The organism is Pseudomonas sp. W17, from assembly GCF_040268305.1.
Taxonomy (GTDB): Bacteria; Pseudomonadota; Gammaproteobacteria; order Pseudomonadales; family Pseudomonadaceae; genus Aquipseudomonas; species Aquipseudomonas protegens.
Genome location: NZ_CP158490.1, coordinates 4,422,806 through 4,449,802, shown reverse-complemented (window position 1 = coordinate 4,449,802; position 26,997 = coordinate 4,422,806). Strand labels below are relative to the sequence as shown.

Sequence of the window (26,997 nt, the reverse complement as noted above, 5' to 3'; positions counted from 1 at the left end):
CCTGGGTCAGTTGTCGTAGCCCAGGTTGGGTGCCAGCCAGCGTTCGCTCACGGCCAGGTCCTGGCCCTTGCGTTCGGTGTAGCTCTGCACCTGGTCCTGGTCGACCTTGCCCACGGCGAAGTACTGCGCTTGCGGGTGAGCGAAGTACCAGCCGCTGACGGCGGCCGCCGGGAACATGGCGAAGTGCTCGGTGAGGAACACGCCGCTGCGGCCGGCACGGCCTTCGCTGGCCTCGGGGTCGAGCAGGGCGAACAGGGTGCTCTTCTCGGTGTGGTCCGGGCAGGCCGGGTAGCCCGGGGCAGGGCGGATACCGCTGTACTGCTCCTTGATCAGTGCCTCGTTGTCCAGTTGTTCGTCCTTGGCATAACCCCAGTACTCCTTGCGCACCTGCTGGTGCAGCCACTCGGCGCAGGCTTCGGCCAGGCGGTCGGCCAGGGCCTTGACCATGATCGAGTTGTAGTCGTCGCCGGCATCCTGGTAGGCCTTGGCCACTTCTTCGGCGCCGATTCCGGCGGTGGTGATGAAGCCGCCGACGTAGTCGGTGACGCCGCTGTCCTTGGGCGCGACGAAGTCGGCCAGGGAGAAGTTCGGCTTGCCGTCGGTCTTGATGATCTGCTGGCGCAGGTGATGCAGGCGCGCCAGAGGCTGGCCATCATCGCCGTAGACTTCCAGATCGTCGTCCTGCACCTGGTTGGCCGGCCAGAAGCCGAACACGGCGCGGGCGCTGATCAGCTTTTCGTTGATCAGCTTGTCGAGCATTTCCCGGGCGTCCTTGTACAGCGCGGTGGCAGCTTCGCCCACCACTTCGTCTTCGAGGATGCGCGGGTACTTGCCGGCCAGGTCCCAGGAGATGAAGAACGGCGTCCAGTCGATGTATTCGGCCAGCACCTTGAGGTCGATGTTGTCCAGCACCCGGGCGCCGGTGAAGGTCGGTTTGACCGGCTGGTAGCTGCTCCAGTCGAACTGCGGCTTCTTGGCGATGGCCGCCGGGTAGCTCAGGCGCTCGGTGCGGGCGCTGCGGTTGGCGGTGCGCTCGCGCACTTCCACGTATTCCTCGCGGGTCTTCTGCACGAAGCCGGCCTTGAGTTCCTTGGACAGCAATTGGGTGGCCACGCCCACGGCGCGGGAGGCGTCGGTGACGTAGACCACCGCGTCATTGCTGTACTTGGGCTCGATCTTCACCGCGGTGTGGGCCTTGGAGGTGGTGGCGCCACCGATCATCAGCGGCAGGTGGAAATCCTGGCGCTGCATCTCGCGGGCGACGTGGACCATCTCGTCCAGGGACGGGGTGATCAGCCCGGACAGGCCAATGATGTCGCACTTCTGCTCCTTGGCCACCTGCAGGATCTTCTCCGCCGGCACCATCACCCCGAGGTCGACGATGTCGTAGCCGTTGCAGCCCAGGACCACGCCGACGATGTTCTTGCCGATGTCGTGCACGTCGCCCTTGACCGTGGCCATGAGGATCTTGCCCTTGGCCTCCGGCTTGTCGCCTTTTTCCAGCTCGATGAAGGGAATCAGGTGGGCCACCGCCTGTTTCATGACCCGGGCGGATTTAACCACCTGGGGCAGGAACATCTTGCCGGCGCCGAACAGGTCGCCGACCACGTTCATGCCGGACATCAGCGGGCCTTCGATCACCTCGATCGGGCGGCTGAAGCTCTGGCGCGACTCTTCGGTGTCTTCGACGATATGGGTGGTGATGCCCTTGACCAGCGCGTGTTCCAGGCGCTTGTTGACTTCCCAGCCGCGCCATTCCTCGGTTTCCGCTTCCTTGACGCTACCGTCGCCCTTGAACTGGTCGGCGATGGCCAGCAGCGCGTCGGTGCCGTTGGGCGTGCGGTTGAGCACCACGTCTTCCACGGCGTCGCGCAGCTGTTGCGGGATCTGGTCGTAGATCTCCAGCTGGCCGGCGTTGACGATGCCCATGGTCAGGCCGTTGCGGATTGCATACAGCAGGAACACCGAGTGGATCGCCTCGCGCACCGGGTTGTTGCCGCGGAACGAGAACGACACGTTGGACACACCGCCGGAGCTCAGGGCATAGGGCAGCTCGTCGCGGATATAGGCGCAGGCGTTGATGAAATCAACGGCGTAGTTGTTGTGTTCCTCGATGCCGGTGGCTACGGCGAAGATGTTCGGGTCGAAGATGATGTCTTCCGGTGGGAAGCCCACTTCATTGACCAGGATGTCGTAGGAGCGCTTGCAGATTTCCTTCTTGCGCGCCTCGGTATCGGCCTGGCCGACCTCGTCGAAGGCCATCACCACCACGGCGGCGCCGTAGCGCTTGCACAGCCTGGCGTGGTGAATGAACTGCTCGACGCCTTCCTTCATGCTGATGGAGTTGACGATGCCCTTGCCCTGGATGCACTTGAGGCCGGCCTCGATCACTTCCCACTTGGAAGAGTCGATCATGATCGGCACGCGGGAGATGTCCGGCTCCCCGGCGATCAGATTGAGGAAGGTGACCATGGCCTTCTTCGAATCCAGCATCCCCTCGTCCATGTTGATGTCGATCACCTGGGCGCCGGCTTCCACCTGCTGCAGGGCGACTTCCAGGGCCTCGGTGTAGTTGTCCTCGCGGATCAGCCGGGCGAACTTGGCCGAGCCGGTGATGTTGGTGCGCTCGCCGACGTTCACGAACAGCGAGTTGCGATCGATGGTGAAGGGCTCCAGGCCCGACAGGCGGCAGGCCTTGGGGATGTCCGGGATCTGTCGCGGGGCATAACCGGCAACGGCCTTGGCGATGGCGCCGATATGCCCCGGGGTGGTGCCGCAGCAGCCGCCGACGATGTTGAGGAAGCCGCTCTGGGCGAACTCTTCGATGACCTTGGCGGTTTGTTCCGGCAACTCGTCGTACTCGCCGAACTCGTTCGGCAGGCCGGCGTTGGGGTGCGCCGAGACGTGGGTGCTGGCCTTGTTCGACAGCTCTTCCAGATAGGGGCGCAGCTCGCTGGCGCCCAGGGCGCAGTTCAGGCCCACCGAGATTGGCTTGGCATGGGCCACGGAGTTCCAGAAGGCTTCGGTGGTCTGGCCGGAGAGGGTGCGGCCGGAGGCATCGGTGATGGTCCCGGAAATCATGATCGGCAGTTCGAAGCCCAACTCCTCGAACACGCCCTGCACGGCGAAGATCGCGGCCTTGGCGTTCAAGGTGTCGAAGATGGTCTCGATCAGGATCAGGTCGGCACCGCCTTCGATCAGGCCCTTGGTGGCCTCGGTGTAGTTTTCCACCAGTTCATCGAAGGTGACGTTGCGGTAGCCGGGGTTGTTGACGTCCGGCGACAGCGAGCAGGTGCGGCTGGTCGGGCCCAGGACGCCAGCGACGAAACGTGGCTTGTCCGGGGTCTCGAGGGTTTTCGCGTCCGCCACCTTGCGCGCCAGGCGGGCGCCTTCTACGTTCAATTCGTAGACCAGTTCTTCCATGCCGTAGTCCGCCTGGGACACTTGGGTGGCGTTGAAGGTGTTGGTCTCGAGGATGTCGGCACCGGCATCCAGGTAGGCTTTTTCGATGGCGCCGATCACATCCGGGCGGGTCAGCACCAACAGGTCGTTGTTGCCCTTGACGTCGCTGGGCCAGTCGGCGAAGCGCTTGCCACGGTAGTCATGTTCTTCGAGCTTGTAGCTCTGGATCATGGTGCCCATGCCGCCATCGAGAATCAGAATGCGCTCTTTGAGGGCTTGCTGGAGGGCGTGGAGGCGAGCACTGCGATCGGACATGAGAACTACCTGGTAAGGCCATTACGAAGGGCGGCGATCATAGCAAACCTGCATGGTTTTGCGGCATGCGTGGTTTTTGCATGAATATCGCTCATGTTGGTCGAGGGGTGAGACCGGTAGAATCGCGGCGTTTTTTTCTTTCGGGACCAGGGACATGCCGTTTCGTTTTATCGTCAGCAGCGCGCTGCTGCTTCTGAGTTCAGTGTGCCTGGCACAAGGTCCGGCGCCGGCGATTTCCTATACCCGCGACATCCAGCCGATCTTTACCGAGAAATGCGTGGCCTGTCATGCCTGTTACGACTCCGCCTGTCAGCTCAACCTGGGCAGTGGCGAAGGGGCCAGCCGCGGTGCTTCGAAGATTCCGGTGTACGACGGCGAGCGCAGCAAGGCCCAAGCGCCTACTCGGCTGTTCTATGACGCCACTGGCCAGCGTGCCTGGCAGCAGAAGGGCTTCTATTCGGTGCTTGACGCCCAGGGCAGCCAGGCGGCGCTGATGGCGCGCATGCTGGAGCTGGGCCATCGCACCCCGCTGCAACCCAACGCCAAGTTGCCCAGCGAGATCGCCCTGGGCCTGAGCCGCGAGAACATGTGCCCGCAGCCGGCGGAGTTCGACGCCTATGCCGGGGCTCACCCCAAGGAAGGCATGCCCCTGGCGGTCACCGGCCTGACCGATCAGCAATACCTGACCCTGCAACGCTGGCTGGCCTCGGGCGCGCCCATCGACGAGCAAGGCCTGGCCCCCAGTGCCCGGGAAAGCCTGCAGGTGGCTCAGTGGGAAAACCTGCTCAACGCCCCTGGCGCCCGGGAGAGCCTGGTGGCGCGCTGGCTCTACGAACACTTGTTCCTCGCCCATCTCTATTTTGAAGGCGGCGAGCCGGGGCATTTCTTCCAGTGGGTGCGTTCCCGTACCCCCAGTGGCCAGCCCATCGACCTGATCAATACCCGTCGCCCCAACGACGACCCGGGCACCCAGGTGTACTACCGCCTGTGGCCGGTGCAAGGGGTGATCGTGCACAAGACCCATATCACCTACCCGCTGAGCGCGGCGAAGATGGCCCGGGTCAAGTCCCTGTTCTACAGCGGCGACTGGCAGGTCACGGCCCTGCCGGGCTACGGGCCGGCGCGCCGGGCCAACCCGTTCGAGACCTTCGAGGCGATTCCGGCCAAGGCCCGCTACCAGTTCATGCTGGATAACGCCGAATACTTCGTGCGCACCTTTATCCGTGGCCCGGTGTGCCGCGGGCAGATCGCCACCGACGTGATCCGCGACAACTTCTGGGCGCTGTTCCAGGCCCCCGAACATGACCTGTACATCACCGACCCGGCCTATCGCGGCCAGGCCACGCCGTTGCTGGCCATGCCCGGGCAGAACGACGACGTCGGTAGCGTGCTCAGCCTGTGGCTGGCCTATCGCGACAAGCGCAACGAGTACGAGGCCCTGCGCCGCGATTCCTATGCCGATTCGCCGGCGCCCAGCTGGTCGACCCTGTGGGCCGGCAACGACAACGCGCTGCTGAGCATCTTCCGCCACTTCGACAGCGCCTCGGTGACCAAGGGCCTGATCGGCGAAGTGCCACAGACGATGTGGCTGTTCGACTACCCGCTGCTGGAGCGCACCTACTATCAATTGGCGGTGAACTTCGACGTGTTCGGCAACCTCTCCCACCAGGCCCAGACCCGGTTGTACTTCGACCTGATCCGCAATGGCGCGGAGCAGAACTTCCTGCGCCTGATGCCCGCCGGCACTCGCGAGGATTTCCTCGACGATTGGTACCAGAACAGTGGCAAGTTCAAGATGTGGCTGGATTACGAGTCCATCGACGATGACAAGCGCAGCGCGCTGAAGCTCGACCTCAAGGACCCGAAAAAGGACTTCGCCAACCAGTTGCTGGCCCGCTATGGCGACCTCAACGCCAAGCCGGATCCGATCAACCGCTGTGACAGCGCCTACTGCTCACGCCCGAACATCGACCCGGCGCTGCAGGATGCCGAGCAGGCCCTAAGCCGCCTGGCATCGCGCCCGGCGGCGGGCCTCAAGGTCATCGAACAGTTGCCGGAAGCGACCCTGCTGCGTGTCCAGACCGCCAGCGGCAAGCGCGAGTTCTACAGCATGCTGCGCAACCGCGCCCACAGTAACGTGGCCTTCATGCTCGGCGAGTCGCTGCGCTATCAGCCGGGGCTGGACACCCTGACCATATTCCCGGGGATTCTCAGCAGCTATCCGAACTTCATGTTCAACGTACCGGCCGGGCAAGTGCCGGAGTTCGTCGACGCCATGCAGGCGGCCCGGGACGCCGCCAGCTTCGAGAAGATCGTCGAGCGCTGGGGCATCCGCCGCAGCCATCCGCAGTTCTGGCAGTACTTCCATGACCAGACCCGCTACCTGCAGGAAACCGACCCGGTGGAAGCCGGGGTCCTGGACATGAACCGTTACGAAAACCTCTGACATAGAGCTGTCATCGCCCCCGGACTGCGCCTTGGCGCGGCCCGGGGACGCTCTATACCAAAGTCTATCCCGACAAAAATACTAGGACTTTGTCAGCGGCTTGGATTGGCGTAAACTGCGCCCACGTCTGCGAGGAACCACCATGAGCGCCATAACCATTACCGACGCCGCCCACGATTATCTGGCTGATCTGCTATCCAAGCAGAACACCCCGGGGATTGGCATCCGCATCTTCATCACCCAGCCAGGGACTCAGTACGCCGAGACCTGCATCGCCTATTGCAAGCCGGGCGAAGAGAAACCCGAAGACAAGGCCCTGGGCCTGAAAAGCTTCACCGCCTACATCGACGCCTTCAGCGAAGGTTTCCTCGATGATGCGGTGGTCGACTACGCCACCGACCGCATGGGCGGCCAGCTGACCATCAAGGCGCCCAACGCCAAGGTGCCGATGGTCAATGCCGACAGCCCGGTCAACGAGCGCATCAACTACTACCTGCAAACCGAGATCAACCCGGGGCTGGCCAGCCACGGCGGCCAGGTCAGCCTGATCGACGTGGTCGAGGACGGCATTGCCGTGTTGCAGTTCGGCGGCGGTTGCCAGGGCTGCGGCCAGGCCGACGTGACCTTGAAGGAAGGCATCGAGCGCACCCTGCTCGAGCGCATTCCGGAGCTCAAGGGCGTACGTGACGTCACCGACCACACGCAGAAAGAAAACGCCTACTACTAAGGCGTTCGCTGCGACTTGAAAAAACGGCGCCCCGTGAGCGCCGTTTTTTTATGCCCCTAAGCCAGTTCCCCCCAAAGCCTCCGTAGGAGCCGGCTTGCCGGCGAAAGGGCGCTAGAGCCTTGCACCAATTCCCAGATCGCCTTCGCTGGCAAGCCAGCTCCCGCAAAGGGAGTCAAGGGCGGTAGAGGTGTGCGTGCCCGGCGCGGTACAGCGACGATTCGCTGAATGCATCCGTGGCCAGCACCCGGCCCACCAGGATCAGTGCCGTGCGCCGAAAACCCTTGGCCGCCACCTGATCGACGATGTCCGCCAGGGTTCCCAGGGCCCAGTCCTGATCCGGCCAGGTGGCGCGGTGCACCACTGCAATCGGGCAGTCTGCGCCGTAGTGGGGCAGCAACTCGGCAACGATATTCGGCAGGTGATTGACCCCCAGGTGGATGGCCATGGTGGCGCCGTGGGCCGCCAGGCTGGCGAAATCCTCGCCGGCAGGCATCGCGGTCTTGTCCGCGTAGCGGGTAAGAATCACGCTTTGGGAGACGTCCGGCAGGGTCAGTTCGGCCCCCAGCAGGGCAGCGCAGGCGGCGGTGGCGGTGACCCCGGGGATGATCTCGAAGGGGATGCCCAGCTCCCGCAGGCAGCGGATCTGCTCGCCGATGGCGCCATACAGGCTCGGGTCGCCGGAATGCACCCGGGCCACGTCCTGGCCCCGGGCATGGGCCTGCTTGATGGCCTCGATGATCTGCTCCAGGTGCAGTTCGGCGCTATTGATCACCCGCTCCGCGCGGTGCCCGTCGAGCACTGCCTGGGGGACCAGGGAGCCGGCGTAGATGATCACCGGGCAACGATGGATCAGGCGCTGGCCCTTGACGGTGATCAGTTCCGGGTCGCCGGGGCCGGCGCCGATGAAATAGACAGTCATGGCTGTGTCCTGTGAAAAAAGGTCGGGAGCCGTGCTTCAGATGAAGATTGCTCATGATCGAAGGCGGGAATTATCGGGGATTCTACCGGGCGGCGACCAATGCCAGGGTGGCTTGGGCGTATTTTTGCCGGGGAACAAGCAGTGTGGCCGGGCCGGGTGACAGCTGTTCGGCCAGGGCCAGGGCGGCACTTTCGGCCACGCCGTAGCAGCCGGTACGTTCGAAGGCGATTTGCGAGCGGTGGCTCAGGCGCAGGGCAAAGGGGGCGAGCTGGCCGCTGCTGAAACAGGTCAGCGGCAGTTCCAGTTGCTCCGCCAGTTGCAGCAGGCTGGGTTCGTTGCGCTTGAGGTCGATGCTGGCCAGGGCCAGGACCTGCCGGGCCTGCCACTGGTGCGCCGCCAGGACCTGGTCGAGCAAGGCGCGCAGCGTGGTCACCGGGCAGCCTTTCTGGCAGCCCAGGCCGACCACCAGGGTCGGCGCTGCGCTCACTTCGATCATGCCGAGTACTGGCCCGCGCTCTTGCGCCGGAACAACCAGGCGCTGATCAGCCCGAGGGCCAGCCAGAAGGCCGCATTGGTCAGCTGCGAGGCGATCTTGAATTGCGCTTCCAGTTCTTCCGGGGCCAGCATCGAATGCACTTCCGGCTGCGGCGCGCCGATCACGTGGGGTACGGCGATGATGGCCGCGCCCAGGATCTTCAGCAGCCAGTTGCGGGCGAACACGATCAAGGCAATGCCCACAGCGGTGGAGGCGGCGGTGCCGACCCACCAGATCTGCCGCTGTGCCAGGTCGGCTGCGGCGGTGCCCGGCAGTTCCGGCGGCAGGCCCAGGGTCGGCGCCAGGCAGAAGGTGGCATAGCCGGCCAGGCCCCAGAGCAGGCCCTGGGACGTGCGGTTCGGCGCGCGCAGGGTGTAGAGGCCGGCCAGCATCAGGGCGAAGCCCACGGCCACCACCAGATTGCCTCCGGTGGTGGACAGCACACGCTGCCAGCCGTCTTCCGGCTCCCAGGCTTCGGCATCGTGGCTGTGGGCGGCCATGGCGCCTTCGGCGTGCTCATGGACTTCGGCCGCTGGGGCCTTTTCATAGGTTTCCGCCTGCAGGATCAACGGGGCGACCCAGAAGCTTTGCAGCAGGGTCAGCAGCAGGGCGGCCAAGAGGCCGGTGAAACCTGCGGTTTGCGCGATACGCTTGATCATGTCGGCAGGTCTCAATGGCAAGGGAAGGCGGCGCTGTGGCGGGTGTCGTGGGCCGCGTTGTGCACCGCCTCGATGTGGGAGAAGCCGGCGAAGTACACCAGGCACGCGCCGAGGATCGAGGCGCCGATGGCGGCCACCAGGCGCTGGCTCAGGGTGGAGGTCGTGCTGGCGGAGTGGCTGGTGCTGCTGATGATCGACATGGCGCTTCCCTCTGGAGTGTCAGCGGGGTAGAGGCGCAGGAAAACCCCGCGTGATGGCCACGCAGGGTTTGCAACAGCGCCCGCCCACCGCGGGTTGTTATGTAAGTGTTGCGGGCCGGTCTCCGGGCTTGCGAGGGGCAGGGCTGTGTCATGCCGTGCCGGCAAGTGTCGCCTTCCCATGCCTTGGCACAGTGGATCTGACACTTCGCTCGCTTACCGTTGCGGGGGCAGCACCGGACTGGCCACGGCTTTTGTAGTAAAGCACGTGATTCACCGGTTTCCCGTTTCACCCTGTAAAGGGCACCCGTAACAAGGCGCGTAGGAAATCATGGCCGGGGTAACGTCGTCAATTGCGGACGCTGGCGCATTGCCGATTGACCGTCCCCCGCGCTCTGCGTAGCCTTGCGCCTTCGAGGTTCTTCGGCCAGCGGTCGAAGCTAAGAAGGGAACGCGGTCGATGCCGCGGCTGCCCCCGCAACTGTGAAGGGTTTCATTTCTGCAAGGCCACTGCATTCGCGTCCGGAACGCCTGCGGGAAGGCGCAGAAACCGCCAGTCCAATGACTGGCAAGCCCTCAGCCAGGAGACCTGCCTCGATCCCAGATTCTCACTACAACCGGGCGGGGTGATCCGGTGGCGAAATCTCCGCGCGCCCCTGCGCTGCGGCTCTCGTCCCGTATGCCCGCCACCTTTGCCAAGGGGCATCCGATGAAAACACTGGCCAAACTTCCTGTCACCATCGTCACCGGCTTCCTTGGCTCGGGTAAGACCACCTTGCTGCGGCACATGCTGGACAACGCTCAGGGCCGGCGCATCGCGGTCATCGTCAACGAGTTCGGCGAGCTGGGCATCGATGGCGAGATCCTCAAGCAATGCTCCATCGGTTGCACCGAGGAAGAGGCCAGCGGCCGAGTCTACGAGCTGGCCAACGGTTGCCTGTGCTGCACCGTGCAGGAGGAGTTCTTCCCGGTGATGCGCGAACTGGTGGCGCGCCGTGGCGACCTGGACCACATCCTCATCGAGACCTCCGGCCTGGCGCTGCCCAAGCCTCTGGTCCAGGCCTTCCAGTGGCCGGAAATCCGCAGTGCCTGCACCGTCGATGCGGTGATCACCGTGGTCGACAGCCCGGCCGTGGCCGCCGGCACCTTCGCCGCCTTCCCCGATCAAGTGGACGCCCAGCGCAAGCTCGACCCCAACCTGGACCACGAATCGCCCCTGCATGAGCTGTTCGCCGACCAGCTGTCCAGCGCCGACCTGGTGATCCTCAACAAGACCGACCTGATCAGCCCCGAAGACCTGGCCAAGGTGCGCCTGGAAGTGGCCGAAGAGCTGCCGCCTGCGGTCAAGGTCATCGAAGCCAGCAGCGGTCGCCTGCCCCTGGATGTGCTGTTGGGCCTGGGTGCCGGTTCCGAGGAGCACATCGACGGCCGCCACAGCCACCACGATCACCACCACGACGGCGATGACGATCACGACGACCACGATCACGACGCCTTCGATTCCATCTCCATCGAGCTGCCCCAGGCCGACGAAAGCCTGCTGCTGGACGCCCTGACCCAACTGGTGGTCAAGCACGGCATCCTGCGGGTCAAGGGTTTCGCCGCCATCCCCAACAAGCCGATGCGCCTGCTGATCCAGGGCGTGGGCACGCGCTTCGACAAGCACTTCGACCGCAAGTGGGGCGCCGACGAAGCCCGTACCACGCGCCTGGTGCTGATCGGCCAGGAACTGGACGCCGCCCAACTCGAAGCGCAACTGCGCGCCGCACTCAGCGTGTAACCCATGCACCTGCTCAGGACCCAGCCCGGCGGTTTCGTGTCGGATGACAACATTGCCGACCTGGGACAAACCCCCGCCGAGCTGGTGATCCTGTGCAGCGGCGATTCCAGCCTGGCGCTGCTGGCGGACGCCGCCGAGCAATTGCCCGAGGACTACCCGAGCTTTCGCCTGGCCAATCCGATGCAGGTGCAGAACCACGCCTCGGTGGACCTGTATGTGGACCAGGTGCTGCGCCACGCCAAGGTGATCCTGATTTCCCTGCACGGAGGCATCGCCTACTGGCGCTACGGCGTCGAGCAGTTGGTGGAGCTGTCCAGGCGCGGGGTGCAGTTGATCCTGGTGCCGGGAGACGACCGCCCGGACCCGGAACTCAGCGACTTGAGCACGGTGGCTGCCGGCGAACGCGACCGCCTGTGGCAGTTCCTGCGCCAGGGCGGGCGTGACAACGCGCTGAATCTCTACCGCTGCCTGGCCAGCGGCCTGTTGGGGCGCGACTACCCCTGGAGCGAACCGCAGGCCCTGCCACGCACGGCGATCTATCACCCGCACAAAAGCCAGGCTGCCCTCAGTGACTGGCAGGCCGACTGGCAGCAAGGGCAAGCCGTGGCGGCGCTGCTGTTCTACCGCTCCCACCTGCAGGCGGCCAACACCGGCTTTATCGACCTGTTCTGCCAGCGCTTGCTGGCGGCGGGCCTCAACCCCTTGCCGATAGCGGTGGCCAGCCTCAAGGAGCCCGGCTGCCTGAGCCAGGTGGAAGACTGGCTGGATGAAACCGCGGCCGGGGTGATCCTCAACACCACAGGTTTCGCCCAGTCCAGCCCGGAAGCCCCGCACCTGCGGCCGTTCCGCCGCAATATCCCGGTGATCCAGGCGATCTGCGCCCAGGACAACGAACCGGGCTGGCGTGACAGCGAGCAGGGCCTGGGGCCGCGGGACCTGGCCATGCACATCGCCTTGCCGGAACTGGACGGGCGCATCATCAGCCGGCCCATCAGCTTCAAGGACCTGGCCTGGCGCAGCGAGCGCAGCCAGTCGGACGTGGTCTGCTATCGCGGCCAGCCCGAACGCATGGATTTCGTCGCCGAACTGGCCCGGCGCTGGGTCGAACTGGGGCGCCTGGACAACGGCCACAAGCGCGTGGCCCTGGTACTGGCCAACTACCCGACCCGGGACGGGCGCATCGGCAACGGTGTAGGCCTGGACACCCCGGCCGCCGCGCTGAACATCCTCAAGGCCCTGCACGCCGAAGGCTACCCGCTGCTGGCCGAGCTGCCGGCCAGCGGCACCGAGTTGATCCAGCAGTTGCTGGGCGGGGTCAGCAACGACCTGGACAGCCTCGACCAGCGCCCGTGTCAGCAAAGTCTGGCCCTGAACGACTACGCGGTGATGTTCCAGGCCTTGCCGGAAGCCAATCGTCAGGCCGTGCTAGCGCGCTGGGGCGCACCGCAGCAAGACCCGATGTGCCGCGACGGGCGGATGATGATCGCCGGCCTGCGCTTTGGCCTGACCTTCGTCGGCATCCAGCCGGCCCGGGGTTATCAGGTGGACCCCAGCGCGGTCTATCACGACCCGGATCTGGTGCCGCCCCATGGCTACCTGGCGTTCTACTTCTGGCTGCGCCAGGCCTACGGCGCCCATGCGCTGATCCATGTCGGCAAGCACGGCAACCTGGAATGGCTGCCGGGCAAGGGCGTGGGCCTTTCCGAGCAGTGCTGGCCGGATGCGCTGCTGGGGCCGTTGCCGAACATCTACCCGTTCATCGTCAACGATCCGGGGGAGGGCGCCCAGGCCAAGCGCCGCACCCAGGCGGTGATCATCGACCACCTGATGCCGCCCCTGACCCGTGCCGAAACCTATGGCCCGCTGCGTAATCTGGAACTGCTGGCGGACGAATACTACGAAGCCCAGTTGCTGGACCCACGTCGCGCCCGGGAGCTGCAGCGGGACATCCTCAAGCTGGTGCGCGAGACCCACATCGACCGCGAGTTGCAACTGGGCGAGCAGCTCGACAGCGACGCCGACGCCGCGCTCTGGCTGCCGCGCCTGGACACTTACCTGTGCGACCTCAAGGAATCGCAGATCCGCGATGGCCTGCATGTGTTCGGCGAATCCCCCGAGGGGCGCTTGCGCATCGACACCCTGCTGGCCTTGCTGCGCATTCCCCGGGGCGATGGCAAGGGTGCCCACGCCAGCTTGCTGCGAGCTTTGGCCAAGGCCTTCGGCCTGGGCTTCGATCCCCTGGACTGCGCTCTGGCCGAACCCTGGACCGGGCGCCGTCCGCAGCCGTTGCGGCAGATCAGCGATGGGCTCTGGCGCACCGCCGGCGATACGCGCGAGCGCCTGGAGTTGTATGCCACCGAGTTGATCGAGGCGGCGCTCCAGGGCCCGCTGGCGCAGCTGGATGAACCCGGCTGGGCGCCGGTACAGAGCATCATCGACGGTCTGCGCGAGGTGGTCGCCCCGCGCCTGGACGCCTGCGGCCCCGCAGAAATGCGCGGCCTGCTGGACGCCCTGAACGGGCGTTTCGTGCCTGCCGGCCCCAGTGGCGCGCCAAGCCGCGGGCGCCTGGACGTGCTGCCCACCGGGCGCAACTTCTACTCGGTGGATGTGCGCAACCTGCCCACCACCACCGCCTGGCGCATCGGTTTCCAGTCGGCCAACCTGATTCTCGAACGCCACTTGCAGGATCACGGCGACCACCTGCTGCAATTGGGCCTGTCGGTCTGGGGCACCGCCACCATGCGCACCGGCGGTGACGACATCGCCCAGGCCATGGCCCTGATGGGGGTACGCCCGGTGTGGGCCACCGGCAGCCAGCGGGTCGATGACTTCGAGATCCTGCCCCTGAGCCTGCTGGACCGGCCGCGGGTCGACGTAACCCTGCGGGTGTCCGGGTTCTTCCGCGATGCTTTCGCCAACCTGATCCGCCTGTTCGATGCGGCGGTGCAGGCGGTAGCGGCTCTCGATGAACCCGAGGACTTGAACCCGCTGGCGGCCAGGGTGCGTGCCGAGCGCGCGGCCCTGGAGGCGTCGGGGCTGGATGCCGACGCCGCCTCGCGCCAGGCCGGCTGGCGGATCTTCGGCGCCAAGCCGGGGGCCTATGGCGCCGGGGTCCAGGGCGCCATCGACGGCCGCCTGTGGCAGAGCCGCGAGGACCTGGCAGAGGTCTACCTGAACTGGGGTGGCTACGCCTATGGTGGCAGCGACGAAGGCACTGCCGCCCGCGAGCAGTTCGCCACCCGCCTGAGCCGGGTGCAGGCGGTGCTGCAGAACCAGGACAACCGCGAGCACGACCTGCTGGACTCCAACGACTACTACCAGTTCCAGGGCGGCATGCTGGCGGCGGTGGAAAGCCTCAGCGGCGCCAAGGCCGCCAGCTACCACGGCGACCACAGCCAGCCGGACCTGCCGAAGATCCGTACCCTCAAGGAAGAACTGAACCGGGTGATCCGTTCCCGGGCGGCCAACCCGAAGTGGATCGAAGGGGTCAAGCGCCATGGCTACAAGGGCGCCTTCGAAATGGCCGCGACCCTGGACAACCTGTTCGCCTTCGACGCCACCACCGAACTGATCGACGATCACCAGTACGCCTTGCTGGCCGATGCCTATCTGCTCGATGGCTCGACCCGAGAGTTCGTCCGCCAGCATAATCCCCACGCCCTGCGGGACATGACCGAGCGCCTGCTGGAAGCTCAGCAGCGTGGCCTGTGGCAAGAGCCCGGCGATTATCGTGAAGCCCTGGAAAACCTGCTGCTGGATATAGAAGAAGATTCCTGATCCGGCGCAGATCGCGAGCAAGCTCGCTCCTACAACGGCTATGCCCTACCTGTAGGAGCGAGCTTGCTCGCGAAGGCGTCCTCCCAGACACCCCCTGACCCGACCCAAGCGAGACCCTGACATGAGCGACACCCCACATTTCCCGCTGTCCGCCGTGGTCGGCGCCGAAGCATTGAAACTGGCCCTGTGCCTGACCGCCATCGACCCGAAGATCGGCGGCGTGCTGATCGAAGGCCCACGGGGCATGGCCAAGTCGACCCTGGCCCGGGGCCTGGCGGACCTGTTGGCCAGCGGGCAGTTCGTCACCTTGCCCCTGGGCGCCACCGAAGAGCGTCTGGTGGGCACCCTGGACCTGGACGCCGCCCTGGGCCAGGGCCGGGCGCAATTTTCTCCGGGGGTGCTGGCCAAGGCCGACGGCGGCGTGCTCTACGTCGATGAAGTCAACCTGCTGCCTGACCACTTGGTGGACCTGTTGCTGGACGTGGCCGCCAGCGGCACCAACCTGATCGAGCGCGACGGTATTTCCCACCGCCATTCGGCGAAGTTCGTGCTGATCGGCACCATGAACCCGGAGGAGGGCGAACTGCGTCCGCAACTGCTGGACCGTTTTGGCCTCAACGTCGCCCTCAGCGGCCAGCCCGCGCCCCAGGAGCGCGGGCAGATCATTCGCCGCCGCCTGGATTTCGACAGCGATCCCCAGGGCTTCTGCGCCCAGTGGGCCGAACCCCAGACGGCATTGCGCGAGCGCTGCCAACAGGCGCGGGCCGCCCTGGCCAGCATCCCGCTGGACGACCAGGCCCTGGCGCTGATTACCGAGCGCTGCTTTGCTGCTGCCGTGGACGGCCTGCGCGCCGACCTGGTCTGGCTGCGCGCGGCCCGCGCCCATGCCGCCTGGCGTGGCGCCCCGGCGATTGCCGAGGAGGATATCGATGCCGTGGCCGAGTTCGCCTTGCGACACCGGCGGCGGGAGACACCGCCCAGCGCGCCACAGTCCGGGCAAAGCCCCCAGGCACCGGCGCCAGCCAACGCCAACCCCAGCGAAGGCCAGGGCCAATGGGGCGAAATGCCGGCCCAGGCCCTGCCCACCGGCGCCCGTCGTGAGGTGCCCAGCTGGCCAAAAAAGCCCTAGGCATCCGCCCCCGCACTGACCGGGGGGCGGATGCCAAGCCCCGGGCGGGGCACCTGGATCACGGCCGGCAAGGCAAAAGCCGCGAGGCCAGCGCCGGTTCGGTCAACTGGCCCGGCACCTTGCTCAAAGGCCGTCCACGGTTGCGTGCAGACCTGCTGTTTCGCTTGCGCAGCCGCTCGCCCCATGAGCTGTGGCTGGTGATAGTCGACGCGTCGGCCTCGACCCGCCGGCACAGCGCCCTGAGTGATGCCAAGGGCCTGCTGGCGCAATTGTTCGACGACGCCTACCGCCAGCGTGCACGCCTGGCCCTGCTCACTGCCAGCGGCCGTGCGCCGAGCTGGCAGGTCCAGGGCCTGAAGGCCTCCAGGGACCTGCGGCACTGGCTCGACGGCCTGGGGGCCGGCGGCGGCACGCCCTTGCCCCAAGCCCTGAACGAAGCGGCCCAGTGGCTGGAACAACGCCAACGGCGCCTGCCGGCGGAGCAGCAGCGCGTGCTGCTGATCACCGATGGCCGGCTGAAGAACCTGCCACCGCCCAGGCCCCTGAACTGCCCGACCTTGCTGCTCGACATCGAACGAGGCCCGATCCGCCTGGGCCGCGCCCGCGAACTGGCGACTCGGCTCAACGCTGTCTACCAGCATATCGACTGACTACCTCCCCGACACACCGCACATCCCCCGTAGGAGCTGGCTTGCCAGCGAAAGCGTCCGGCCTGGCGGTGCAAGTCTTCAAGGGCCTCTTCGCCGGCAAGCCGGCTCCTACAGGGATTTGCCTTGGCATGCCGGAGCGGGAAGCGGCTACGCTTTGCGCTGTCTTTCACAGGAGTGACTTCATGCGGGTACTGGTGCGTAACGACAAGGACGATTTCCGGGTCAAGGCCTATGCCGGAACCAACGGGGTGCTGCTGGCCATGGACCTGGATGCGTCGCGGCGCCAGGGCCTGTTGGGTTTTGCCATCGAAAAACAGACCGGCAGCAAGCCCTGGCTGTATCTGTTCAACAGCCTGACTTTCCCCGGCAAGGCCCATACCTTCCCCCAATACAACGCCACCCCCAGCGATCAGGCGCCCCTGCAGAAATTCCGCTGGGCCGACTACGCGGTCAACCCCGGCGCCACCCTCAACTACCGGGTGCACCTGGCCTATGGCAGCCCGGACGCGCCGCAACTGGGCGAGTCCCTGCAGTTGAGCATCACCGCCGACAACGGCCAGCCTCCCGGCCAGCGGGTGATCTTCAACCGTGCGGTGGCTGCCAGCCAGGCGTTCTCGCGCAAGTTTCCCGAGCTGGACGCGTTGCTCAGTGCCAACAAGAACCTGCCCATCGAAAAGTGGCCGGACGCGCCCCGCCAGTGGCTGGAAAACGGCTTGCTGGAGGCGCTGCTGGGGTTCATTCAGCGCGCCACGGACGCCAGCTGGAGCCTGGACATCGCCATCTACGAGTACCAGTTGCAGGCGATCATCGATGCCGTCAATGCGGCCTTCGACCGCGGCGTACAGGTGCGGGTGCTGTACCACGCCGCCCCCGGCGATGCCGACACCACGATGAACCAGGCCAGCCTGCAGCACCTGCCCGAGGCCAATAAGCGCGGGCGGATGACCCACGCGATCTTCCACGACAAGTTCATCGTCCTCGGCCGCCTCGACGCCGCCGGCCAGCGCCAGCCGCAATCGGTGCTCTGCGGCAGCACCAACTTCACCGCCAATGGTGTCTACCGTCAGGCCAACGTGTTGCACAGCCTCGACCAGGTGGACATCGCCACGCGCTACCTGGAGGTGTTCGAGCAGGTCTGGGCGACGCCGGCGGATGTCGGCGCCACGCGCACCTGGCTGACCCGGAACAACCCGATGCAGCCGCAGGCGTCGCTGTTCGCCGGGTTTTCCCCGCGCAGCGGCCAGGGCGACCTCGCGGAGTTTGTCGATATCATCAACGGCGCCCGCCGCGACCTGCTGTTCGTCACCGCCTTCGCCTTGCCCGACAGCATTCTCGATGCCTTGCTCGGCCAGCCCCACGACGATGTGTTGCGCTACGGCCTGCAGAACACCGCCAGCCGCATCACCGGTTTTCACGCCGACCGCACGGCCGAGTTCGCCGCCACCGCCTTGCTCAACAATGGCCTGGAGGGCTGGCTCAAGGAGGGGCTCAAAGGCCAGAAGGGCAACCTGCTGGTGCACACCAAGGCCATCGTCACCGACTTCACCAGCGAGGCGCCGGTGATCATCAGCGGCAGTCACAACCTCAGCGTCGGCGCGAGCCAGAGCAATGACGAGAACTTCCTGATCATCCGCGGCGACACCGACCTGGCGGACCGCTACGGCCTGGAGCTGCTGCGGTTCTACGAACACTACCGCTTCCGCTACTTCGCCAGGCAACTGGCCCTCAAGCAGGTCCAGCCCCTGGCGGTGGACGACAGCTGGAGCAACGCCTACTACCTGGAAGGGGATCTGCGCCAGCTGTCGCGGCTGCGTTTTTCCGGGCGCTGACCGGGGCTGCGAGCAGCCGCCACAAGGTTGGACAGGGCGCGCCCGACTGGGTAGTTTTCACGGACCGCGCACAAGGACCCTGCCATGGCCCCGGACCTGACCTCCATCGAGCTGTTTCTCAAGGCCCTGACCCTGGGCAACCTGTCCCGGGCCGCCGAGCAGTCGCACCTGTCGCTGTCCGCCGCGAGCCGGCGCCTGTCGCTGCTGGAGCAGCATTTCAAGGTGGCGCTGCTGACCCGCACCTCCACCGGGGTATTGCCGACGGCGGCGGGGCAGGCCCTGGCCGAGCACGCCCGCTCGCTGTTGCGGGCGGTGGATGTGATGCACGCCGACCTGGCCGACTTCGCCAAGGGCGCTACCGGCCGGGTCAGCCTGTACGCCAACAGTTCGGCCATGAGCCAGGAACTGCCCCGGCAATTGACCCAGTGGAGCGACCTGCACCCGGGCATTCGCGTGGACATCCGCGAGGAGCGAAGCCGCGAGATCCTCCTGGCGGTGCGTGACGGCGTGGCCGATGTGGGCATCGTCACCACCCGGCCACGGGGCCAGGACCTGCATTTCATCCCTTATTGCCGCGACCGGTTGTGCCTGATCGTGCCCCAGGACCACCCGTTCAAGATGAGCCACGCGCGCTTTCAGGACCTGTTGGGCTATGACTTCGTCGGTCTGGAGGACAACGCCGCGATCACTCCCCTGATCAGCGAGGCGGCCGCGGCGGTGAGCATGCCCTTGCGCCTGCGGGTGCAGGTGCGCAGCTTCGAGGCCGTGTGCCGGCTGATCGCCGCAGGGCAGGGCGTGGGGGTGCTGCCCCAGGGTGCGGTGCAGATCTTTCGCAAGGAGATGGCCTTGCGTTTTATCGAAATCGACGACCCCTGGGCTGACCGCCAGATGTACCTCTGCCGGCGCCAGGAACAGCCGTCCCTGGCCAGCCGCGAGCTGTTCGACTACCTGGCCGGTTGCGAGCAGGCCTCGGCAGCCGCGGGCTAGCCGCCGGTCATAGCAGGACTCTTCCCCCGTGCCTTCGAATTTTGCGAAGGCGGTTTCCATAATGAGCAATTCCCACTGGCCCCGCGCTGTGGCCAGAATGGGCTCGCCCGTGCGCTTGACCTGCCTCCATAACAACAACACGTCAGACCAGGAGAGACGGCTTGTCCAGGATCAATCCCGCTGTAAAACCTCCCCATCGCATTGCGGTGATCGCCGGTGACGGCATCGGCCGCGAAGTGGTCCCCGAAGGCCTGCGTGTGCTGGAAGCCGTCAGCCGGCGCTTCGGCATCGCCTTGCAATTCGATCATTTCAACTGGTGCAGCGAGCACTACCAGGCCCATGGCAGCATGATGCCCGACGACTGGGCGCAGCAGATCGGTGGCCACGAGGCGATCTTCTTCGGCGCCGTGGGCGCGCCGGACATCGTGCCCGACCATATTGCGGTCTGGGATTCGCTGCTGAAGATCCGCCGCCAGTTCGACCAGTACGTGAACATCCGCCCGGTGCGGCTGATGCCCGGGGTGCCGTGCCCGCTGGCCGGGCGGGCGCCCGGGGACATCGATTTCATCGTGGTGCGGGAAAACACCGAGGGCGAGTATTCCAGCGTCGGCGGGCGCATGTGGGAGGGCACCCCGCGGGAAATTGCCCTGCAGGAGTCGGTGTTTTCCCGCCATGGTGTGGACCGGGTGGTGAACTACGCCTTCGAACTCGCCAGCCGCCGGCCCCGGCGCAACCTGGTGGCGGCCACCAAGTCCAACGGCATCGCCATCACCATGCCGTTCTGGGACGAACGGGTGGAGGCGCTGGCCCAGGCCTACCCTCAGGTCGCGACCCGCAAGTTCCACATCGACATTCTCTGCGCGCACTTCGTCCAGCACCCGGACTGGTTCGACGTGGTGGTGGCCTCCAACCTGTTCGGCGACATCCTCTCCGACCTGGGCCCGGCCTGTACCGGCACCATCGGCATTGCGCCCTCGGCCAACCTCAACCCGGAGCGCCTGTACCCCTCGCTGTTCGAGCCGGTGCATGGTTCGGCACCGGATATCGCCGGTCTCGGCGTGGCCAATCCGATCGGCCAGATCTGGTCGGCGGCCCTGATGATCGAACACCTGGGGCAGGGCGATGAACTTTACCAGCGGGCCGCGGCGGCGATTGTCGAAAGCATCGAGACGGTGCTCGCCGAAGGGCCGCGCACCCGGGAAATGGGCGGCACCGCCAGCACCGTGGAAGTCGGGCGGGCGATTGCCGAGTGTCTGGCTGGAAACAGGAGCTGAGCTGATGAGTCTGGAACACTACATCGACAACCAATGGCAAGCCTCGTCCTGGGCCGAGGACATTCCCGTGCAGGACCCCAGTACCGGCATCAGCTATGCGCGTATCGCCCGGGGCACCGCCGAGGACATCGACCTGGCGGTGCAGGCCGCGCAACGGGCCCTGGGGGACAACTTCGACGGGCCCTGGGGCAGCCTTTGCGCCCTGGAGCGTGGGCGCCTGCTGGCCCGCCTGGGCCAGGCGGTGCTGGAGCACCATGAAGAGCTGGCGCAGATCGAGGCCCGGGACACCGGCAAGGCGCTGAAGGTGGCCCGGGCCGACGCTACCGCCCTGGCGCGCTATTTCGAGTACTACGCCGGGGCCGCCGACAAGCTCCACGGCGAGACCTTGCCCTATCAGGCCGGCTACACCGTGCTCACGGTGCGCGAGCCCCATGGCGTTACCGGGCACATCATTCCCTGGAACTACCCGATGCAGATCTTCGGCCGCAGCGTCGGCGCCGCCTTGGCGGCGGGCAATGCCTGCGTGGTCAAGCCCGCCGAGGACGCCAGCCTGTCGCTGCTGCGGCTGGCGGAGCTGGCGGCCCAGGTCGGTTTCCCGGCGGGCAGCCTGAATGTGGTCAGCGGCTACGGCCACGAAGCCGGTGCCGCGTTGTGCGCCCATCCTGGCGTCGCGCATATCTCTTTCACCGGTTCCACCGGCACCGGCGCCCTGGTGGCCAAGGCGGCGGCCGAACGGCATTGCCCGGTAACCCTGGAGCTGGGCGGCAAGTCGCCGCAGATCGTCTTCGCCGACGCCGATGTGGAGCGGGCGCTGCCCGTGCTGATCAACGCCATCGTGCAGAACTGCGGCCAGACCTGTTCCGCCGGCAGCCGCCTGCTGGTGCAGCGCAGCCTGTATGAACCGCTGCTGGAACGCCTGGCCCAGTGCTTTGGCCAACTGCGCGCCGGGCCCTCGGAGCTGGACCTGGACATGGGCCCGCTGATCAACCAGAAACAGCTGCGCCAGGTCCGGGAGTTCGTCCGCGAGGCCGAGGCCGCCGGCATCCCGGTGGCGGCCCGTGGGCAGGTGGTGGCCGAGGCCGGCAGCGGCGGCTACTTCCACGAAGCGGTGCTGTTTCGCGATGTGCCGCCAGACAGTCGCCTGGCCCGGGAGGAAGCGTTCGGCCCGGTGCTGGCGGTAATGCCCTTCGAGGACGAGGCCGAGGCCATTGGCCTGGCCAACGACAGCGCCTTCGGCCTGGTGGCCGGGGTCTGGACCCGGGACGGTGCGCGTCAGTTGCGCATGGCTCACAAGCTGCGCTGTGGCCAGGTGTTCATCAACAACTACGGCGCCGGTGGTGGCGTCGAACTGCCCTTTGGCGGAGTCAAGGCCAGCGGCTACGGGCGCGAGAAGGGCTTCGAGGCGCTGCTGGGTTTTACCGCCTTGAAGACCATCGCCATTCGTCACGACTGAGGGCCGCCACTACGGCGGCCAATAACAACAAAAACAGGAGTCACTAGCATGCGTCTAGCCCATAAAACTGCCATCGTCACCGGCGCCGGTTCCGGCTTTGGTGAAGGCATCGCCAAGACCTTCGCCCAGCAGGGCGCCCGGGTTGTAATCGCCGACATGAACGCCACGGGCGGCCAGCGGGTGGCGCAGGAAATCCGCGATGCCGGCGGCCAGGCCCACTTCATCGAGGTCAACGTGGCCCAGGACGCCAGCGTTGCCGCGCTGCTGCGCAACACCCTGGAGCAATACGGCGGCCTGGACATCGTGGTCAACAACGCCGGCACCACCCACCGCAACCGGCCGATGCTGGAAGTGGACGAGGCCGAGTTCGACCGAGTGTTCGCGGTCAACGTCAAAAGCATCTTCCTCAGCGCCAAGCACTTCGTGCCGTATTTTCGTGGCCAGGGCGGCGGGGTGTTCATCAACATCGCCTCCACGGCGGCGATCCGGCCGCGTCCGGGGCTGGTCTGGTACAACGGCAGCAAGGGCGCGGTGGTGGTGATGAGCAAGACCATGGCCGCCGAGCTGGGGCCGGACAACATCCGCGTTAACTGCGTCAACCCGGTGGTCGGCGCCACGGCCCTGCTCAGTGAGTTCATGGGCGTGCCGGACACCCCGGAAAACCGCCAGAAATTCATGGCCACCATTCCCCTGGGACGTTTCTCCACCCCTCAGGACGTGGCCAACGCCTGCCTGTACCTGGCCTCCGACGAGGCGGCTTTCATCACCGGCACCTGCCTGGAAGTCGATGGTGGACGCTGCGTCTGATGATCTGTAGAAAGCCCTTTGGCTAAACCCAAACCCAGCTACGGAGTGCAGTCGACATGTGTGGGATCGATAACAACAAGAACCACCCCAATACCAAGCAACTGCTTGAAGGCCTGCCCAAGAACTGGGGCAAGTGGGGCCCGGACGACGAAGTCGGTGCCCTCAACTACCTGCAACAGGCCGAGGTACTGCGGGGCGTGGCCGCCGTGCGCCAGGGCAAGACCTTCACCCTGCAAGTGCAGATCGGCCATCCCGGCGGCGACCCGATGTGGCCGGCACGCAACCCGTCGATGCGTTTCAATACCCTGGACCGCAGCCACTATCAGGCCGGCAAGCAGCCCTCCATGACCGGTGGCGCCGAGTACTGCGACGACGTGATCTTCATGCAGCTGCAGGGCTCGACCCAGTACGACGCCCTGGGCCATGCCTGGTACGACAACCAGCTGTGGAACGGCTACGACGCCAGCAGCACTGTCGGCGGCATGGCCAAGGCCAGTGTGTTGCCGATTGCCGAACGCGGCGTGGTGGGCCGTGCGGTGCTGATCGACATGGCCCGGCACCGCGGCAAGAAGTACCTGGGGCGCGGCGAGACCTTCAACCACCTGGACCTGCTGGCCGCTGCCCAGGCCCAGGGCGTGGCCATCGAGAAGCGCGACATCCTCATCATCCGCACCGGTTCCATGGGCGCCTTCTACGAGTACGGCAAGACCGAGTTCTTCAAGGACCTGGTGGAACCCGGGCTGACCTACAGCCGGGAACTGGTGGACTGGTTCAACCAGATGGAGATCCCCAATCTGGTCACCGACACCATCGCCAACGAGGTGATCACCGACCCGGTGTCCGGGGTGCAGATTCCCCTGCATTGCGCGTTGATGCGCAACCTGGGTATCGCCTTTACCGAGATCGTGCTGCTCGAAGAACTGGCCGAGGATTGCGCCGCCGATGGCCAGTGGACCTTCCTCTACACCGCCGCGCCGCTGAAGATCGTCGGCGGCAGCGGAGCGCCGGTGAACCCCATCGTCATCAAGTAACCGCTGTTTGCTGGTGGCGAGGCAGGCGCAGGGTTTATCCTGCGCCCCCTCACCAAGACCGATAGGGATCATCGACCGATCATGCATGACGACTCACATTCGCCGGACTGCAGTTGCTGCCTGGATCATGCCAGTGCCCATCAGGGGGTGCTCGATACCCTGGAATTGATGGCCGGCCACCCCGAGGCCAGTGAAGACGACATCGTCCGACTGCTGCAGGAACGTGGCTACTCGGCCATCGCCGCAGAAAAACTCAACGTCTTCGTGCCATCGGCCCTGGCCTGGATCGTGCTCAAGCGCCTGGGGGTGAAGCACTTGCCCAATCACTTCATCGCCCTGGATGAGGCGGGCCAGGAGGTGCGGATTCCGGTGGCCGGGCAGCATTATTTCACCGCCGCGCTGACCCTGGCCTACGACACCTTTGAAAACGGCTGGAGCCAGGTCCTGCCGCGCAAGACCTACGAAATGGTTGCCGGCCGCAGCGCTGAAATGGCCATGGCCAACGAGGCGCTGTATGCCGGGGAATCTTTGCAGGGCTCCACTCTGGAACCCTTGCAACTGCTGCGTCTGGATGCCCAGGCCGCGCTGACCTGAGCACCTGGCGCAACACTACCTACACTGATGGGCAGTCACCCCCGCCGAGGGCCCTTGTACACGCGGGCCGCTGGCCGGGACCACCCGCCTTCAGTACAGGAGAACCTCCATGAACCATGAATCCGTTTGCATCGTTGCGGCGGCCCACACCCGCTTTGGCCACCTCGATGGCAGCCTGGAAGACCTGATTGTCCAGGTCACCCGCGACGTGCTGGTGGACGCCGCCATTGACGCCGGGGCGATCGATGCGCTGTTTCTCGGTCAGTTCAACTCCGGGCTGGTGCCTGATGGCTTTCCCGCGTCCCTGATGCTCCAGGCCGACCCGCAGCTGCGCTTCAAACCGGCCACCCGCTGCGAAAACGCCTGTGCTTCCGGCTCGGCGGCGATCCAGGCCGGGATCAACGCGATCCGCAGCGGCGCCGCCGAACTGGTGCTGGTGGTGGGGGCGGAAAAGATGACCGGCAACAGCACCGCCGAGGTCACCCGGGCCCTGGCCGGAGCCGGCTACCAGAACGACCCGCAAGAGGCCGGCCTGAGCTTTGCCCAACTGTTCGGCCAAGTGGCCCAGCGCTACACCGAGCGCTACCAGAGCCCCCTGGCTGCCATGGCGGCGATTGCCGTGAAGAACCACGCCAACGCCATGGCCAACCCCCTGGCGCAGATGCATCGGGCCATGGATTTTGCCCACTGCAACAGCGTCTCGCCCGGCAACCCGCTGATCGCCGAGCCCCTGCGCCTGACCGACTGTTCGCTGATCAGCGACGGCGCGGCGGCGATCCTCCTTGCGTCGCCGCGCCGGGCCCGGGAGTTCCGCCGTGAAGTGGCGATCCGCGCCCTGAGCCAGGTGAACGACTTCCTGCCCATGGCGCGCCGCGACGTGCTGGCCTTCGAAGGCCCGCAACTGGCGATCCAGGGCGCCTTGCACGAAGCCGGCCTGGGGCTGGACGACCTGGCGTTCGCCGAAGTCCACGACTGCTTCACCATCGCCGAACTGCTGATCTACGAAGCCATGGGCCTGGCGCCCAAGGGTGAAGGCCATCGAGCCCTGGACGAAGGCTGGGTGAATGCCGACGGACGCCTGCCGGTGAACCTCTCCGGCGGGCTCAAGGCCAAGGGACATCCGGTGGGCGCCACCGGTGTGTCGATGCATGCCCTGGGCTTTCGCCAGTTGATCGGCGAGCCCATTGGCCTCGCCGCGCGCTCGCCGGAGTTCGGCCTGTTGTTCAACATGGGCGGCATGGCGGTGGCCAACTACGCCTCGGTGTTGCAGGCCGTCAGGGTGTAAGCGTCAGGAACCCTGCGGCTTCCAGCAATCCGCAGGGGGCGCCAGGCTGGCACAGGCCGGTTGAGAGATGTACAGCGGTCCTGGCGGTTTACGGGTCACTGAGCTGTTGCGGGTCTTGATGCAGTGGCGGGTATAGGTGTGCATCTGGTTGAGCCGCAAGTTGCGTAGCCCCTTGGGACAGATCAACAGCGTTTCACCGAAAGAGAACAGCTGAAAACCCTGGACCTCCAGGTGGCGCTGCGAGGTCAGGCGGGTATTCCACATCAGCGGGTCCAGGTCATGCAGTTCGAGATCGTCCAGCAGGACGAAGCGTTCGATTTCGTCCTGGCGTACATCCAGCCCTCCTGCGGCCTTGTAGGTGACCTTGCTCATGGCCCCGGGCAGTACAAACAGAAACGCCAGGGCAAACAGTGCCACCGACAATATCGAATACAGGATGCGTTTATTGAGGCTTCCGGCCTTGTGGTAGAAAATCACGACCGGTAGCAACGTAAGGATCAGGATCAGCAGATTCAATGCCGCCACATAGTGCGGGGAGTCGCTGCTGACTTCACTCACATAGGCATTGAGTGTCACCAGGCTGGGGAAGAGCGCTGCGCAGAGCGTGCCAAGCAGGCAGGTCAGCAACACAAGCAGAAAGTCCATTTTGTCCCTGGTGGGTGTCAGGTTTTCCTCAATTACCTTTTTGAACGCCGGGCGTGACAGTACCCCCCAGCAACTGAGCAGAAACAGCACTAGCAGCCCAAGCAGGGATTGCCCTACCGGCAGCCAGCCTGAGGTGTAGTAAATGACAACGACATATCCCAGGAACCCCACCAGGAACGGGAGTGTCAGCCACACCACTACATCCTTCAGGCGCCCCGGGGTTCTGTGAAACAGGCTGGCGGACAGCCAGAACAGCAGAGTGGTGACGGTCAGCAGAAACAGAAACGCGCTCATGAGCACCAGCACTATGACCAGCCAGATCATCAGCGCTGACTTTGCATCGATCGAAGCCATGAACAGGTCGGTGCGGCCAATCGCCCGGGTGTACATGTACAGGCTGATCAACCCCAACCCGACGGCGCTCAAGCCCATGACCGTGCCGATCTGGCTCCAATAGGTCAGCACGCGCTTGAAATTCTTCCTTAACACCTCTTCAAAGGTGGGGCCTGCGACTTGCATGTGAGCACTCCCTGGCTACGTTGATGGCGCGCGAGTA

20 protein-coding genes and 2 riboswitches are annotated in these 26,997 nt (G+C 65.6%); of the genes, 14 read left to right on the top strand and 6 right to left on the bottom strand.

All coding sequences use genetic code 11. From position 1 onward, the window contains the following. Window positions 1–6 precede the first annotated feature (6 nt). Window positions 7–3,717 (bottom strand): methionine synthase, encoded by a 3,711-nt coding sequence (metH, locus tag ABCR88_RS20345; RefSeq protein ID WP_325984900.1) that lies wholly within the window; start codon window positions 3,715–3,717, stop codon window positions 7–9. 154 nt (window positions 3,718–3,871) lie between these two features. Between metH and ABCR88_RS20340 the strand changes: the two genes are divergently transcribed. Together ABCR88_RS20340 and nfuA are read left to right on the top strand one after the other, a co-directional pair. Continuing rightward, entirely contained in the window at window positions 3,872–6,163 is a 2,292-nt protein-coding gene (locus tag ABCR88_RS20340) for a fatty acid cis/trans isomerase (protein WP_350403282.1), read from the top strand. 142 nt (window positions 6,164–6,305) lie between these two features. Beyond that, the gene (nfuA, locus tag ABCR88_RS20335) at window positions 6,306–6,890 is read left to right on the top strand and encodes a Fe-S biogenesis protein NfuA (protein ID WP_011061936.1); all 585 of its coding nucleotides are present in this window, start codon (window positions 6,306–6,308) and stop codon (window positions 6,888–6,890) included. A gap of 172 nt (window positions 6,891–7,062) precedes the next feature. On the opposite strand, the gene cobM is transcribed toward nfuA, so the two are convergent. The 4 genes from cobM to ABCR88_RS20315 all read right to left on the bottom strand — a co-directional run bounded on the left by cobM (window position 7,063) and on the right by ABCR88_RS20315 (window position 9,203). Further along, window positions 7,063–7,809 carry a precorrin-4 C(11)-methyltransferase gene (cobM, locus tag ABCR88_RS20330; protein ID WP_325984899.1) on the bottom strand — a complete coding sequence of 249 codons (747 nt, stop codon included), beginning with the start codon at window positions 7,807–7,809 and terminating at the stop codon, window positions 7,063–7,065. Between the two features lie 82 nt (window positions 7,810–7,891). Continuing rightward, window positions 7,892–8,305, bottom strand: coding sequence for a cobalamin biosynthesis protein (locus ABCR88_RS20325; protein WP_350403278.1), 414 nt, complete (start codon window positions 8,303–8,305; stop codon window positions 7,892–7,894). Next, window positions 8,302–9,003, bottom strand: a complete 702-nt coding sequence (locus tag ABCR88_RS20320) for a CbtA family protein (RefSeq protein ID WP_019094336.1) — start codon at window positions 9,001–9,003, stop codon at window positions 8,302–8,304. The genes ABCR88_RS20325 and ABCR88_RS20320 overlap by 4 nt, the downstream gene beginning before the upstream one ends. Window positions 9,004–9,014: 11 nt before the next feature. Then, window positions 9,015–9,203, bottom strand: coding sequence for a CbtB-domain containing protein (locus ABCR88_RS20315; protein ID WP_011061932.1), 189 nt, complete (start codon window positions 9,201–9,203; stop codon window positions 9,015–9,017). A gap of 95 nt (window positions 9,204–9,298) precedes the next feature. Continuing rightward, a riboswitch (cobalamin riboswitch) is annotated at window positions 9,299–9,526 on the bottom strand. A gap of 73 nt (window positions 9,527–9,599) precedes the next feature. Further along, window positions 9,600–9,812, top strand: a riboswitch (cobalamin riboswitch). Window positions 9,813–9,909: 97 nt separating this feature from the next. Here ABCR88_RS20315 and cobW point away from each other — a divergent pair. The 12 genes from cobW (at window position 9,910) to ABCR88_RS20255 (ending at window position 25,796) form a co-directional block, all read left to right on the top strand. Next, a complete protein-coding gene (cobW, locus tag ABCR88_RS20310) occupies window positions 9,910–10,980 on the top strand; it encodes a cobalamin biosynthesis protein CobW (protein ID WP_041118889.1) in 1,071 nt (356 codons plus the stop codon). 3 nt (window positions 10,981–10,983) lie between these two features. Beyond that, complete coding sequence (cobN, locus tag ABCR88_RS20305) at window positions 10,984–14,757, top strand: cobaltochelatase subunit CobN (RefSeq protein ID WP_350022908.1); 3,774 nt, start codon at window positions 10,984–10,986, stop codon at window positions 14,755–14,757. A gap of 121 nt (window positions 14,758–14,878) precedes the next feature. Beyond that, window positions 14,879–15,886 (top strand): ATP-binding protein, encoded by a 1,008-nt coding sequence (locus tag ABCR88_RS20300; RefSeq protein ID WP_283987977.1) that lies wholly within the window; start codon window positions 14,879–14,881, stop codon window positions 15,884–15,886. A gap of 53 nt (window positions 15,887–15,939) precedes the next feature. Next, entirely contained in the window at window positions 15,940–16,536 is a 597-nt protein-coding gene (locus ABCR88_RS20295) for a VWA domain-containing protein (RefSeq protein WP_077934426.1), read from the top strand. Between the two features lie 182 nt (window positions 16,537–16,718). Further along, the gene (locus tag ABCR88_RS20290; protein WP_350403274.1) at window positions 16,719–18,365 is read left to right on the top strand and encodes a phospholipase D-like domain-containing protein; all 1,647 of its coding nucleotides are present in this window, start codon (window positions 16,719–16,721) and stop codon (window positions 18,363–18,365) included. A gap of 84 nt (window positions 18,366–18,449) precedes the next feature. Continuing rightward, window positions 18,450–19,352: a LysR family transcriptional regulator gene (locus tag ABCR88_RS20285; protein ID WP_041118884.1), complete on the top strand. Its 903-nt coding sequence runs from the start codon at window positions 18,450–18,452 to the stop codon at window positions 19,350–19,352. A 161-nt stretch (window positions 19,353–19,513) separates the two neighbouring features. Beyond that, window positions 19,514–20,626, top strand: a complete 1,113-nt coding sequence (locus ABCR88_RS20280) for a tartrate dehydrogenase (RefSeq protein ID WP_041118883.1) — start codon at window positions 19,514–19,516, stop codon at window positions 20,624–20,626. Window positions 20,627–20,630: 4 nt separating this feature from the next. Next, the gene (locus tag ABCR88_RS20275; protein WP_350403271.1) at window positions 20,631–22,079 is read left to right on the top strand and encodes an aldehyde dehydrogenase family protein; all 1,449 of its coding nucleotides are present in this window, start codon (window positions 20,631–20,633) and stop codon (window positions 22,077–22,079) included. 48 nt (window positions 22,080–22,127) lie between these two features. Next, the gene (locus tag ABCR88_RS20270) at window positions 22,128–22,886 is read left to right on the top strand and encodes an SDR family oxidoreductase (protein WP_350403269.1); all 759 of its coding nucleotides are present in this window, start codon (window positions 22,128–22,130) and stop codon (window positions 22,884–22,886) included. A 56-nt stretch (window positions 22,887–22,942) separates the two neighbouring features. Beyond that, window positions 22,943–23,917 (top strand): cyclase family protein, encoded by a 975-nt coding sequence (locus ABCR88_RS20265; protein WP_041118880.1) that lies wholly within the window; start codon window positions 22,943–22,945, stop codon window positions 23,915–23,917. Window positions 23,918–23,998: 81 nt separating this feature from the next. Further along, window positions 23,999–24,511, top strand: a complete 513-nt coding sequence (locus ABCR88_RS20260; RefSeq protein WP_232643354.1) for a hypothetical protein — start codon at window positions 23,999–24,001, stop codon at window positions 24,509–24,511. Window positions 24,512–24,620: 109 nt separating this feature from the next. Next, the gene (locus ABCR88_RS20255; RefSeq protein ID WP_350022903.1) at window positions 24,621–25,796 is read left to right on the top strand and encodes an acetyl-CoA acetyltransferase; all 1,176 of its coding nucleotides are present in this window, start codon (window positions 24,621–24,623) and stop codon (window positions 25,794–25,796) included. A 3-nt stretch (window positions 25,797–25,799) separates the two neighbouring features. Here ABCR88_RS20255 and ABCR88_RS20250 read toward each other — a convergent pair whose 3' ends face one another. Then, window positions 25,800–26,960: a hypothetical protein gene (locus tag ABCR88_RS20250; RefSeq protein ID WP_325984890.1), complete on the bottom strand. Its 1,161-nt coding sequence runs from the start codon at window positions 26,958–26,960 to the stop codon at window positions 25,800–25,802. Window positions 26,961–26,997 lie beyond the last annotated feature (37 nt).